We start from the raw sequence: 12,348 nt of genomic DNA on the forward strand, positions 1-12,348 counted from the left end.
ACGCGAAGCGCTCGCGTGGGTTCCGGGCTGCGACAAAAAAAGGGCGGCCTTCCGGCCGCCCTCGGTTTGGAATGCGCTCTCGTCAGTCGCGGCGCACGTCCAGAACCTCTCCGCTGGTGCTGACCCTGACCACGATGTCGTCGCCGCGCCGGTCGGAACCGTCGATGACGTAGGCGCCGCGCGTCAGACGGACGCGGTCGACATCCTCGACGCCCTGACGCTGGGCGATCCTGACCGCCTCGCGCTGGCTGATTCGCGCGTCGCCGCGCAACTCGCCGCGCACGCCGTCGCGAACGCTATCGCGCCAATCGCGCTTTTCCTGCATGCTCTCCTGGGTCCGGAACGGTTCGTTGTTCTCGGGCCTCGGATCGACACCCTGCGCGCCGGCCGCGCCGGCCATGCCCAGCGCAAGCAAGCCGGACAAAACGAGAGGCTTGTAGGACAGCATGATGAGTCTCCTCTTCCTAATGTCGCTACATGAACAACGCGGCGCCTTCAGAGCCGTTCCGGCATGGAAAAAGGTATCTTCGTGACGATATTCCGCGTTTCATCACGGTGGCGGCACGAGTGAGACCATGTCTTGACGGCGTTATGATCGCCTACCCGCCGCTATAGCCTCCGATGATCGGCAGGATCTCGCCGGTGATGTAGCTGGAGCAGTGGGACGAGGCGAGGAAGACATAGGCCGGCGCGATCTCCTCCGGTTGGGCCGGCCGTTTCATCGGCGTGCGCGCGCCGAATTGCGCGACATCCTCCGCCGTCTTGTCGGACGGATTCAGCGGGCTCCAGACCGGGCCGGGCGCGACCGCGTTGACGCGGATGCCGCGCGGCACGAGATGCGTGGCGAGCGAGCGCGTGAAGGCGTGGATGCCGCCCTTGGTGGTCGAATAGTCGATCAGATCCTTGTTGCCCATCAGGCCGGTCACCGAGCCCGAATTCACGATCGCGCCGCCCGGCTCCATATGCTGCAGCGCCGCCTGAGCCATGTGGAAATAGCCGTAGAGATTGGTCTTCAGCGTCGTGTCGAAATGCTCTTCGGTCAGGTCCTCGAAACTGGACGCATGGACCTGGAAGGCGGCGTTGTTGACCAGCACGTCGAGACCTCCGAAAGCCTTGACCACCTGCGCCACGGCCTTGCGGCAGAACTTCGCATCGCGGACATCGCCGGAGATCGACAGGCCGCGTCGTCCTTCGGCCTCGATGGCGGCCAGCGTCTGCGTGGCGTCCCCGCCTTCTCCGAGATGCAGGATCGCGACATCGGCGCCTTCGCGCGCGAACAGCACCGCGACAGCCCGGCCGATGCCGGAATCGCCGCCGGTCACGAGCGCGACCTTGGCTTCGAGCTTGCCGGAACCGCGATAGTAGGGCGCGTCGTAGAGCGGGGCCGGATCGAGCGCCGCTTCCGAGCCGGGTTTGGACTGATGCTGCCTTTTGAACGGCGGCTCCGGATAGAGCCGGGCGCCGGCCTGCATCGCGCCCGAACTCTTCGCGGCAGACCGCGCCTCGCCCCGCGCGACCTGCTTCTGGATGCGCCGCTGCTGCTTGGCGGCGGCCTTGACAGCCTTGCCGGCGTTTTCCTTGTCGCGTGCCTTCCCGCGCCGCTTCGTCTCCGATGTCTTGGCCTTCGCGGATGATTTCGCCATGGCTTGCCTCCTGCCGGTCGTATGACTGTCTGACCGGCAACCGGGCAGGCGCGCCAGGGTTCCAGGATCGCCGGCCGATCGTCCGCGTCGGCGGTGTGACCCCTTTCCCATGCGCGCCGAAACCCCTAAAGCACCCGCGATGGCTGCGCCTCACTCGCGCCGCAGAGACCCGTCACATCCGCGCAAAGGCCGGCTCCGGCACGATCGTCCGCGCCGGCCAAGACCAACAGGAATCTCCATGTCGCTCGTCGATTCCGTCCGCAAGGTGATCGTGCCCATCCACAGGGAGGGCTACGTCTTCATCGCCATCGCGCTGGTGGCGACGCTGGTGCTCGGCCATCTCTGGACGCCGTTCGGCTGGATCGGCGCGATCATCACGCTCTGGGTCTGCTATTTCTTCCGCGATCCGATCCGCGTCACGCCTGTGCGCGAGGGGCTGGTGATCTCGCCGGCCGATGGCCGCGTCAGCCAGGTCGCCTCGGCGCTGCCGCCGCCGGAACTCAATCTGCCGGCCGAGCCGATGACGCGCATCTCGATCTTCATGAACGTCTTCGATTGCCATGTGAACCGCGCGCCCGTGTCCGGGCGCATCGTCAGGATGGCCTATACGCCAGGCCTCTTCCTCAATGCAGAACTGGACAAGGCGAGCGACGACAACGAGCGCAACGCGCTGGCGATCGAGACGCCGGGCGGCGCCGTCGGCGTCGTCCAGATCGCGGGGCTGATCGCGCGGCGCATCGTCCCCTTCGTCAAGGAAGGCGACATGATCGCGACCGGCGAGCGTTTCGGCCTGATCCGCTTCGGCTCGCGCGTCGACGTCTACCTGCCGACCCATGTGATCCCGCTGGTCGGCGAGGGCCAGACCGCGATCGCCGGCGAGACCGTGCTGGCGGATTTTGCTGGCAGCGAGCCGGCCGCGCGGTTGTTCAAGGGCATTTGAGCTTTCCCGCTCTTCCCGAGCCGGCGGGCCGTCCGGATGGCTGCATGGCGCGGAGACAGTCGGGCGGATGCCGTGTTGACTTGCGACCGCGGCGACCCGCTAATCGGCGTGGGTGTCCGGGTGAACGGAAAGGCCATGCCGTGAAGCATGTCTGGCTAGGCGCTCTCATTCTCGGCGCGATCGTCGTCGGCACGCCGGCTCATGCGCAGAATTCGCCGCCCGCGGAAGTCAAGAAGGACTATGAGCTTTTTATCGCCAGGTTTCGCGGCGCCCTCAAGGCGAACGACGCGGCGGCAGTCACCGCGATGACCAAATTTCCGTTCTACTGGGGTGAAATGCGCGACGCTGCCTATTTTCAGAAAAACCTGTACAGCAAGATCTTCACGCCGAGGGTCCGCGGCTGTCTTGCCCGCGGCAAGGGCGCCTACGCCCGCAATCCGCTGGGCGAGGACAGTTACACCCTCTTCTGTGGAGAGGCGTTGTTCCTTTTCACCAGAACATCCGACGGGTTCCGTTTTGCCGAGGAGGGCGTGAACGACTAGCCGGCGCTTCCGGGCAAAGAGCGGACGCCGCTTCCGGAAGGGAACCGAGGCAGGGCGCAGGGCGATCTAGCCTCACCAGTCAAAACCGCGTATCCCCGCTGCCATGAGCGATCTGTTTCCCCCCTTCGAGCCCGAGCGCATCGAATCGAGGCGCGCCCGCTTCAAGCCGATCCCGTTCCGGCTGCTCGCCCCCAATGTCGTGACGCTGCTGGCCTTGTGCCTCGGCCTCACCGCCATGCGCCTCGTCGTCGAGGGCAAGCTCGAGACCGCCACGATCTGCATCCTGATCGCGGCCGCGCTCGACGGCGTCGACGGGCGGCTGGCGCGGCTGCTGAAGGGCACCTCTCGCTTCGGCGCGGAGCTCGATTCGCTCTCCGATTTCGTCAATTTCGGCGTGGCGACTGGCTATGTGCTGTGGATCTTCGTCCTGAACGACCTGAAATCCTTCGGCTGGATCATCGTGCTGACGCTGGCCTGCGCCATGGCGCTGCGGCTCGCGCGCTTCAACGTGATGATCGACGATCCGAACCGGCCGGACTGGCAGAAGAACTTCTTTGTCGGCATGCCCGCGCCCGCCGGCGCCATCACCGCGATGCTGCCGCTCTACCTGCAGTTCATCGGCGTGCCGGTGGCCCAATACGGCGCGCTGCCGGTCGGCCTCTACATCCTGTTCATCGCCTTCCTGACGATCTCGCGCATCCCCTGCTACGCCGGCAAGACGCTGGGAACGCGCGTGCCGCGAGACAAGGTGCTCCTGATCTTCGTCGCCGTCGTCGTGGTGGCGGGGCTGCTCTTCGCCTACCCGTTCGAGGTGCTGGCGTTCGTCGTCGTCGCCTATCTCGCGCTGATCCCGCTCAGCGTCGCGCGCTATCGCAGGCTGGAGCGCGAACATGACACAGCCCCGGTCGTCGTGGCGGAGAAGCCTGCCGAGAGCCTCTGAGCGAGACGCCCGTTCAGCGCTTCCTGCCACGCCCGGTCAGGCGCGCGGCATTGGCGCTGGTGCGCTTCGAGAACGGCTCCAGCGTGCTGCTGGCGACCTTGGCGGCGGCCTCGGCATAGTCGACATGGGCGAGCGGGTTCAGCGCCATGCCCCACCAGAACATCGCGGCCGCCTGGCCGGCGGCGAAACCGCTCTCCATCACCGCCGACATCTTCTCGCTGACCGCTTTGGCGGCCTCGCGCTGGCTCCGGCTGTCGCCCCGCATCAGGATCGGCATGCGCATGGCGATCGTCAGGCCTGCATCGGCCTGCATCGTCAGCATCTTCGTCGTGAGCGCCTGCGCCTCGACCCCCGCGCCGGTGATGGAACGCGACTGCTTGCGCGAGATCGGCATGGCCTGTGACTCCGGTGCATCGCTCACGGACGAGCGGAAGGCCGCCGTCGCCCCGCAATGTGGCGGGGCCCGTTTCATTGTGCAATGCAATATGACGCATGGCTGCGAACAATTTTATGCGCTTGGTGAATGGCACGAAGAAAAATAATCCAAGCGCCTGCGCTGGACGCATTGCGGTCGGTGCGGATTTCTCCCTGCCGCAAAATGCGTTAGAGCCAGTGGGAAGCGCGCGGGCTCGCCGCGCCGACCGAGTCCGACAGGCCGTCCTTGAGCATCTTCTCCACCCCCAAACCGCCGGGCTGGCGGCCCATGCTGGTGCTGGCCTCGGCCTCGCCGCGTCGTCTCGCGCTCCTGGAGCAGGCCGGCCTCAAGCCGGACGCGATGCTTCCGTCCGATCTCGACGAGACGCCGCTCAAGGGCGAACGCCCGCGCGACCTCTCGCGCCGGCTCGCCCGCGAGAAGGCGGAAGCGGCGCGCGAGGGCGCGAAATCACGTTCCGATCTCGAAGGCTGCTACATCGTCGCCGCCGACACGGTCGTCGCGGTCGGCCGGCGCATCCTGCCCAAGGCCGAGATCGTCGACGAGGCCGCCGCCTGCCTGCGGCTGCTGTCGGGCCGTTCGCACCGGGTCTACACCTCCGTCGCCGTCGTTACGCCCGCGGGCGCGATCCGCGACCGCATCGTCGAGACGCGGCTGCGCTTCAAGCGGCTCTCGGGCGACGATCTGGAGATGTATCTCGCCTCGGGCGAATGGCGCGGCAAGGCCGGCGGCTACGCCGTCCAGGGCATCGCCGGCTCCTTCGTCGTCAAGCTCGCCGGCTCCTATACGGCGATCGTCGGCCTGCCGCTCTACGAGACGGTCAACCTCCTCGGCGGCGAAGGCTTTCCGATCCGGTTCGGCTGGATGAACTCCGCCTGAGCATGGCCGGCCGCCATGGGGTTGCTCCGGCCGGCGCAAAGCCCGATCCTGCCATCAACGAGCGCCCGACTTTGAAAAACGGGAAAACGGGGGCGCAGGAGGGCCACGCATGTCGGCACGTCTCAGGGGCAAGGTCGCGATCGTCGCGGGCGCCGGCTCGGTCGGGCCCGGCTGGGGCAACGGCAAGGCGACCGCCGTGGTCTTCGCGCGTGAGGGCGCGAAGGTGATCTGCGCCGATATCGACCTCGCCGCCGCCGAGGAGACCGCCGCGATCATCCAGAACGAGGGCGGGCAGGCCTTCGCGGTCGAGACCGACGTCACCCGCGGCGAGGCGGTGGCCGATCTCGTCGGCCGCACGCTCGGGCGTTATGGCCGCATCGACATCCTCAACAACAATGTCGGCCTGGCCGAGATCGGCAGCGTGCTCGATCTCGACGAGGCCGCCTGGGAGCGCGCCTTCCGGCTCAACCTCACCGGCGCGGTGCTGGCGATGAAGCACGTCATCCCGGTGATGCAGCGCCAGTTCAGCGAGGCCGGGCAGGGCGGCTCGATCGTCAACATCTCCTCGACCGCCTCGATGCGCCATACCGGCGTGCCCTATGCCAGCCTCGCGGCCACGAAGGCCGCGCTGAACCAGCTCACCCGCAACACCGCGGTCGAGTTCGCCGGCCAGAACATCCGCGTCAACGCCGTGCTGCCGGGCCTGATCAAGACGCCGCGCGTCGCCCTCTCCAGCGGCCTCGCCCGGATCTATGGCGACGGCGATGTCGAGGCGATGTGGACGGCTCGCGACGCGCAGGTGCCGATGGGCCATATGGGCGAGGCCTGGGACGTCGCCTATGCCGCGCTGTTTCTCGCCAGCGACGAAGCGCGCTATGTCACAGGCCTCGAACTCGTCGTCGACGGAGGCATCACGCTGAAATATGGCTGAAGACACCGATCCCGCGCCGATCCTCCGGCAACGCCCCTGCGCGGTGTGCGGCAAGCTCGCTTTGCCGAAATACCGGCCGTTCTGCTCGTCCCGCTGCGCCGATATCGACCTCGGCCGCTGGCTCAAGGGCAGCTATGTCATCCCGGGTGCGCCGCTCGACGAGGCCGGCAAGCCGGGAAGCCGGCAGGACGAGGACGGCTGAGCCGGCCCGAGTTCCGCGCGCCGTCGTCTCGGCGAGCCGACCCTGGGCTTATCGTGCAAAGCCGGCTCAACCGACTGGACAGCCCCCGCCGCACCGATTATACCGCGCCCACCAACAGGAACGCGGGCCAAGCGCCAGCGCGCCCGGCGCCCAGATAGCTCAGTTGGTAGAGCATGCGACTGAAAATCGCAGTGTCGCTGGTTCGATTCCAGCTCTGGGCACCATCCTCTCCTTCATCTTGCCGATATGCAGCGTTTTCAGCTTGGGGCGTTCGGGCGTTTCCGGATCGCTCCGGTCGAGACGTGTCGATATGACTTTCGACGATCCGGAGCGCTTGGCGGATCTCTCGTCCGGACGCCGGAACCGTCCGCCTCGGTCGGCGTTTCGACAGGCGACCATTCCGCTTTCGGATTCCGCCGATGCTCCACGTTCCGCCCGCTCCGGCCACAGGCCTGGGCTTCGTTCCCCATGTCATCGCCATCCGGCGCGACGAGCAGGGTTTCGGCATTCGCTTCGGCCTGACCGAGGCCGAGGACGCCTTGCTGAAAGGTCCGGTCTTCGAGACGTTGCCTGAGGCGCTGGCCTGGATCGACGAGATCGACCGGCTGCGCGCGCGCCGCGTCTGAAGCCTCCGGCCACTCAGGAGGAGCGCGATCGAGCGATGCCCGCCTCTCCGCCGAAATTCGCGCAAATGTCCTGGCCGGCGCTTGTCAAATCGACAGGCGATCGGGCATAGAGCTTGCAACGGAGACGTGGCCGAGAGGCTGAAGGCACTCGTTTGCTAAATGAGCATACCCCACAAGGGTATCGAGGGTTCGAATCCCTCCGTCTCCGCCACTCACTTGATCCCACGAGAGTTCGTTCGCGCGCCGCTTCAGCCGGGCCGGTCGATCGGCCGTCGTCGCAATTCAGTCGGTGAACACCACCGTCTTCTTGCCGTTGAGCACGACGCGGTCCTCCAGATGATGCAGCACGGCGCGCGCCAGCACGCGGCGCTCGATGTCGCGACCTTTGCGGACGAGGGCGTCCGGCGTGTCGCGATGCGAGATGCGCTCGACGTCCTGCTCGATGATCGGACCCTCGTCGAGATCGGGCGTCACGTAATGCGCCGTCGCGCCGATCAGCTTGACCCCGCGCTCATGCGCCTGGTGGTAGGGTTTCGCGCCCTTGAAACCGGGCAGGAAGGAGTGGTGGATGTTGATGCAGCGCCCGGAGAGCTTGGCCGAGAGCCCGTCCGACAGGATCTGCATGTAGCGCGCCAGCACGACGAGATCGGCCTTCGTCTCCTGCGCCAGCCGCCAGATCTCGGCCTCCTGCTCCATCTTGGTCTGGCGCGTCACCGGCAGGTGGTGGAAGGGCAGGCCGTCGAGATCGATCGAGTTCAGATGCTCGCGGCCATGATTGGAAACGATGCCGACGATCTCCATCGGCAGTTCGCCGATGCGCCAGCGATAGATCAGGTCGGCCAGGCAATGATCGAATTTCGAGACCAGCAGCATGACGCGTTTTTTCGCCGTGACCTCGCGCAGGGTGAAACTCATCGCGAAGCGCCTGGCGAGCTCGCCGACCGAGGCCGCGATCGCCTCCTTCGTCTCACTCTGTTCGAGCCGGTTGAAGACGACGCGCATGAAGAAGCGGCCGGTTTCGGTGTCGTCGAACTGCTGGGCGTCGAGGATGTTGCAGCCGGCCTCGAACAGAAGCGTCGAGACGGCGGCGACGATGCCGGGGCGGTTGGGGCAGGAGAGGGTGAGGATCGCGGTCTGATCGAGCATGGCCGATGCCGCCTGTGAGGGCGGCCCTTCACAATGAATGGGATCGAAAGCAGCGAGGCAGGCGGCGCGCGACGCGCTGCGCTCAACCTCGGCCGGTCGTCTGGACCCGGCAGCCGAACTCCGCCGCCGAGGCGGAGAGCCAGGACCAGAAGCTGCCGGCCATGCTGCGCGGGACCATGATCTCGAACACCGATCCATCGGGGCCATCCTCGGCCCGCCAGAGCTGCACGCCGATATGGGCGATGCTGGTCAGCGCCGTCATCCCGACCGGGAAAGCCGCCGGGTGCAGGTCGACCATGCAGCCCTTGGCCAGCGCGCGGCGGATCATCGGTCCTGTCAGGCGCAGGACCGCGCGGCCGTCGCTCTGCTCGGCCACCGCGGCGAGCGGGGCGAGCGCCGCGAGGTCGTCGGCAAGGTCCGCGCGGGAGGCCGCGACCAGCAGCCACTGGCCCGGGCCGGACCAGACGAGGCTGCGCGTCTCCGAGATCGCGGCGAGCGGCGTCGCCGGCAGGTCGAGGCCGAGCCGGGCTTTGATGGCCTCGGACAGCGCGCTCGTATCGTCGTCGCCGGCGAGGATGCTGGCGATGCCGAGGCCTTCGCGCGGGGTCACGCTCACGCCGGCTCCGGCCGCGCCCTGATGGCCGGCCGCGAGGATGCCGCTCCAGGCGCTGGCCGGGCGCCAGTTCTTGGCCGCAGGTCCAGTCGTCGCAAGCTCAGCCATGGAGGCGCGTCCCTTCCGGATCGACGAAGCAGGCCGGGCGGATCTCGACCTCGATGTCGCCGTCGCGCACCGGATCGACCGCACGGACGCGTTCGCCGATGCGCTGCGGGCCATTCTTCAGCAGGCCGAGCCCGATCCAGTGTCCGAGCACCGGCGAATAGGCGACCGAGGTCATGTAGCCCTCGTCGTTCTGCATCGCCGCCGCCTTGCCGACAGAGATGAAATGCGCGCCGGCGCGCAGGCGTTGGCTCGGATCGACCGGCCTGAAGCCGATGAAGCCCGGACGTTCCGGCTCGACCAGCGCGGCGCGCCCGGCCATCAGGCGGCCGAGATAGTCCTTCTTCGAGGACATCATCTTGCCGAGGCCGAGATCGCGGGCGGTGGTCTGGCCGCTCAGCTCGTTGCCGGCGACGTGGCCCTTCTCGATCCGCATGACGCCGAGCGCCTCGGTCCCGTAGGGGGTTATGCCGTGAGAAGCGCCAGCCGCCATCAGCGCCTCCATCATGGCGCCGCCGAAATCGGCCGGGACGGCGAGTTCGTAGGCGAGCTCGCCCGAAAACGAGATGCGGAACAGCCGCGCCGGAATGCCGCCGCCGACCGTGACCGCGCGCGCCGCCAGATAGGGGAAGGCCTCGTTCGAGATGTCGTGCCTGGCATCGACGACGCCGCGCAGCACATCTCGCGCCCTCGGCCCGGCGATCGCGGCCTGCGCCCACTGCTCCGAGACCGAGACCATCCGCACGTCGAGGTCGGGCCACAGCACCTGATGGCAGAATTCCAGATGCTGCATCACCTTGCCGGCGTTGGCCGTGGTGGTCGTCATCAGGAAATGCGTCTCGGCGAGACGCGAGGTCGTGCCGTCGTCCATGACGAAGCCGTCCTCGCGCAGCATCAGCCCGTAGCGCGCCTTGCCGACGGGCAGCGCCTTCCAGCCATTGATGTAGACGCGCTCGAGGAATTCGGCCGCATCCGCGCCCTGGATGTCGATCTTGCCGAGCGTCGAGACGTCGCAGAGCCCGACGCCGTTGCGCACGGCCAGCACCTCGCGGTTGACGGTGGTCAGCCAGTCGGCCTCGCCGGGCCTGGGATAATACTGCGCCCGCATCCACGCGCCGGATTCGATGAAGACCGCGCCCTGTCCTTGCGACCAGGCATGGGTCGGCGCGAGGCGGGTCGGCCGGAAGTCGCGGCCGCGATGATGTCCGGCGAGCGCGCCGATCGCGACCGGCGTATAGGGCGGCCGGAAGATCGTGGTGCCGGTCTCCGGAATCGTCTTGCCGGTCTGCCCGGCCATGATGGCGAGCCCGGCGATGTTGGAGGTCTTGCCCTGGTCGGTCGCCATTCCCAGCGTGGTGTAGCGCTTGAGATGCTCGACGGGCTTGAAGCCCTCGCGCGCGGCGAGCTCGATATCGGCGTCGGTGACGTCGTTCTGGAAATCGACGAAGGCCTTGCCTTTCCCACCCTGGACCTGCCAGACGGCCGAGAGCCCGAGCCTTTCCGGATCGGTCTTCGGAGGCTGCGTGTCGGGCTTTGTCGCGAAGCCGCAATCGGCGGCGGCCTCGGCGCCCAGCCGCGCCCCGTCCGCCAGCGCATCCCCGAGCGAGAACCGCCCCGCCGCGCTGCCGGCGACGCTGAGGCCTGCCGGCATGACGCCCGGTACGAAGGCCTGGATGGCGTCGTCCCAGACCGGCCGCGTGTTCTGGTGCGAGGTCAGGTGCAGGGTCGGGTTCCAGCCGTTCGAGACCGCGAGCAGGTCGCAGGCGAGCCGCTCCTCGCGGCCGGAAGCGTCGCGGATCGTGACGGATGAGAGCGCCCGGCCGCCCGAGGCCGCGCCGACGACCCCGCCGGCGAAGACGCGCGCGCCGATCTTCGCGGCCAGCGCCGTCAGGCCGGCGTCGAGGTCGGTCCGCGGATCGGCGATCGCCGCCACCTTCGCGCCGGCCGCGGCGAGATCGCGCGCCGTCGCCCAGCCGTCGTCGCCGGCGGTGAACACCACGGCCTCGCGGCCCGGCAGAACGCCATGGCGGTTGATGTAGCTTCTGACCGCGCCGGCCAGCATGACGCCGGGCCTGTCGTTGCCGGCGAACACGATCGGCCGCTCGATCGCGCCTGCCGCCAGCACGGCGCGCTTGGCGGTGATGCGCCAGCCGCGCTGCCGGGGCTGATGGGGCAGGGGGACCGGCAGGTGGTCCGACACGCGCTCGACGACGCCGTAGACGCCATGATCATAGACGCCATAGACCGTGCTGCGCGGCATGATCGTGACGTCCGGCAGGCTCGCGAGTTCGGCCAGCGCATCGGCGATCCATTCGGTGGACGCGCGCGCATCGATCTCGCGCTTCTCGCTGAGCAGCCTGCCGCCGAGCCGGAAATCCTCGTCGCAGAGGATGACGCGCGCCCCGCCGCGGCCGGCCGCCAGCGCCGCCGCGAGCCCGGCCGGCCCGCCGCCGATGACGAGCACGTCGCAGAAGGCGAAGGCTTTCTCGTAATGGTCGGGATCCTCCTGTCCGGCGGCGCGGCCGAGGCCCGCGGCGCGGCGGATCAGCGGCTCGTAGAGCTTCTCCCAGAAGGAAGCCGGCCACATGAAGGTCTTGTAGTAGAAGCCGGCCTGCAGCGCCGGCCCGAGCAGCGAATTGACCGAGAGCAGGTCGAAGGCGAGCGAGGGCCAGCGGTTCTGGCTTTGCGCCTCGAGCCCGTCGAAGAGCTCGGCGACGGTGGCGCGGGTGTTGGGCTCGCGCCGGGCGCCGGAGCGCAGTTCGACCAGCGCGTTGGGCTCCTCCGGACCGGCCGAGAGGATGCCGCGCGGCCGGTGATACTTGAACGAGCGACCGACCAGCCTGACGCCGTTGGCGAGCAGGGCGGAGGCGAGCGTATCGCCGGGAAAGCCCTGATGGCGCTTGCCGTCGAAGCTGAAATCGAGCGGCCGGCCGCGGTCGATCAGGCCGCCATCGCCGAGGCGGAAGGGCTGCGACAGCGCGCTCATGCCGGATCTCCGGCTTTCGCCTGCGCCATGGTCGCGACGGCGGCGATCGCGTGGGTCCGCGTGTCGCGCGTCACCGCGAGCCAGGCATGGCAGCCGGCGCCGTGATACCAGAGCTCGCGATGCGGCCCGGCCGAATTGTCGCGCTGATAGACGTAAGTCGCCATGGCGGCCTCGGTCGCGTCCATGCCGTCGGGGCGCCTGGGGTTGGCGTCGCCGAGATAGGAGAATTCCTGGGCGTCGCGGGGTCCGCAATGGGGGCAGGGGATGCGCATGGTCAGGCTCGAATGGGTTGCGACGGCGCAGGGTAAGCTCTTCCCTTCCCACCAGGGGGAGGGGGACGGCGGGCGTCGCGCTCGATGAAA

At 68.1% G+C, this 12,348-nt stretch carries 14 protein-coding genes and 2 tRNA genes; 9 read left to right on the top strand and 7 right to left on the bottom strand.

Features of this window, described 5'->3' with window-relative positions:
• Nucleotides 1–82: 82 nt before the first annotated feature.
• Both AC1RRW_RS08835 and AC1RRW_RS08840 read right to left on the bottom strand, forming a co-directional pair.
• The gene (locus tag AC1RRW_RS08835) at nucleotides 83–448 is read right to left on the bottom strand and encodes a hypothetical protein (protein WP_492900324.1); all 366 of its coding nucleotides are present in this window, start codon (nucleotides 446–448) and stop codon (nucleotides 83–85) included.
• A gap of 151 nt (nucleotides 449–599) precedes the next feature.
• The gene (locus tag AC1RRW_RS08840) at nucleotides 600–1,643 is read right to left on the bottom strand and encodes an SDR family oxidoreductase (protein WP_492900325.1); all 1,044 of its coding nucleotides are present in this window, start codon (nucleotides 1,641–1,643) and stop codon (nucleotides 600–602) included.
• 238 nt (nucleotides 1,644–1,881) lie between these two features.
• Between AC1RRW_RS08840 and AC1RRW_RS08845 the strand changes: the two genes are divergently transcribed.
• The 3 genes from AC1RRW_RS08845 (at nucleotide 1,882) to AC1RRW_RS08855 (ending at nucleotide 4,065) form a co-directional block, all read left to right on the top strand.
• Nucleotides 1,882–2,583 carry a phosphatidylserine decarboxylase gene (locus AC1RRW_RS08845; protein ID WP_492900326.1) on the top strand — a complete coding sequence of 234 codons (702 nt, stop codon included), beginning with the start codon at nucleotides 1,882–1,884 and terminating at the stop codon, nucleotides 2,581–2,583.
• Nucleotides 2,584–2,723: 140 nt separating this feature from the next.
• Complete coding sequence (locus tag AC1RRW_RS08850) at nucleotides 2,724–3,125, top strand: DUF2059 domain-containing protein (RefSeq protein WP_492900327.1); 402 nt, start codon at nucleotides 2,724–2,726, stop codon at nucleotides 3,123–3,125.
• Nucleotides 3,126–3,228: 103 nt separating this feature from the next.
• Nucleotides 3,229–4,065 (top strand): CDP-alcohol phosphatidyltransferase family protein, encoded by an 837-nt coding sequence (locus AC1RRW_RS08855; protein WP_492900328.1) that lies wholly within the window; start codon nucleotides 3,229–3,231, stop codon nucleotides 4,063–4,065.
• 13 nt (nucleotides 4,066–4,078) lie between these two features.
• On the opposite strand, the gene AC1RRW_RS08860 is transcribed toward AC1RRW_RS08855, so the two are convergent.
• The gene (locus AC1RRW_RS08860) at nucleotides 4,079–4,459 is read right to left on the bottom strand and encodes a hypothetical protein (protein WP_492900330.1); all 381 of its coding nucleotides are present in this window, start codon (nucleotides 4,457–4,459) and stop codon (nucleotides 4,079–4,081) included.
• 309 nt (nucleotides 4,460–4,768) lie between these two features.
• On the opposite strand from AC1RRW_RS08860, the gene AC1RRW_RS08865 reads away from it, so the two are divergent.
• The 6 genes from AC1RRW_RS08865 (at nucleotide 4,769) to AC1RRW_RS08890 (ending at nucleotide 7,347) form a co-directional block, all read left to right on the top strand.
• Nucleotides 4,769–5,377, top strand: a complete 609-nt coding sequence (locus tag AC1RRW_RS08865) for a Maf-like protein (RefSeq protein ID WP_492900626.1) — start codon at nucleotides 4,769–4,771, stop codon at nucleotides 5,375–5,377.
• A gap of 109 nt (nucleotides 5,378–5,486) precedes the next feature.
• On the top strand, nucleotides 5,487–6,308 hold the full coding sequence (locus AC1RRW_RS08870; protein ID WP_492900331.1) for an SDR family NAD(P)-dependent oxidoreductase: 822 nt from the start codon (nucleotides 5,487–5,489) through the stop codon (nucleotides 6,306–6,308).
• Nucleotides 6,301–6,510, top strand: coding sequence for a DNA gyrase inhibitor YacG (gene yacG / locus AC1RRW_RS08875; protein ID WP_492900332.1), 210 nt, complete (start codon nucleotides 6,301–6,303; stop codon nucleotides 6,508–6,510). Before AC1RRW_RS08870 ends, yacG begins: the two co-directional genes overlap by 8 nt.
• A 148-nt stretch (nucleotides 6,511–6,658) precedes the next feature.
• A tRNA-Phe gene (locus AC1RRW_RS08880) sits at nucleotides 6,659–6,734 on the top strand.
• A 195-nt stretch (nucleotides 6,735–6,929) separates the two neighbouring features.
• Nucleotides 6,930–7,136 (top strand): hypothetical protein, encoded by a 207-nt coding sequence (locus AC1RRW_RS08885; protein WP_492900334.1) that lies wholly within the window; start codon nucleotides 6,930–6,932, stop codon nucleotides 7,134–7,136.
• A gap of 120 nt (nucleotides 7,137–7,256) precedes the next feature.
• Nucleotides 7,257–7,347 (top strand) — tRNA-Ser (locus AC1RRW_RS08890).
• Nucleotides 7,348–7,418: 71 nt separating this feature from the next.
• Here the strand turns inward: AC1RRW_RS08890 and purU are convergent.
• The 4 genes from purU to AC1RRW_RS08910 all read right to left on the bottom strand — a co-directional run bounded on the left by purU (nucleotide 7,419) and on the right by AC1RRW_RS08910 (nucleotide 12,258).
• The gene (gene purU, locus AC1RRW_RS08895) at nucleotides 7,419–8,282 is read right to left on the bottom strand and encodes a formyltetrahydrofolate deformylase (RefSeq protein WP_492900336.1); all 864 of its coding nucleotides are present in this window, start codon (nucleotides 8,280–8,282) and stop codon (nucleotides 7,419–7,421) included.
• A gap of 82 nt (nucleotides 8,283–8,364) precedes the next feature.
• Nucleotides 8,365–9,003 carry a sarcosine oxidase subunit gamma gene (locus tag AC1RRW_RS08900; RefSeq protein ID WP_492900337.1) on the bottom strand — a complete coding sequence of 213 codons (639 nt, stop codon included), beginning with the start codon at nucleotides 9,001–9,003 and terminating at the stop codon, nucleotides 8,365–8,367.
• Nucleotides 8,996–11,986, bottom strand: a complete 2,991-nt coding sequence (locus tag AC1RRW_RS08905) for a sarcosine oxidase subunit alpha family protein (RefSeq protein WP_492900338.1) — start codon at nucleotides 11,984–11,986, stop codon at nucleotides 8,996–8,998. The genes AC1RRW_RS08900 and AC1RRW_RS08905 overlap by 8 nt, the downstream gene beginning before the upstream one ends.
• Nucleotides 11,983–12,258: a sarcosine oxidase subunit delta gene (locus tag AC1RRW_RS08910; protein ID WP_492900339.1), complete on the bottom strand. Its 276-nt coding sequence runs from the start codon at nucleotides 12,256–12,258 to the stop codon at nucleotides 11,983–11,985. The genes AC1RRW_RS08905 and AC1RRW_RS08910 overlap by 4 nt, the downstream gene beginning before the upstream one ends.
• Nucleotides 12,259–12,348: the final 90 nt, after the last annotated feature.

It is taken from the genome of Allobosea sp. GW821-FHT12C12, assembly GCF_058807355.1.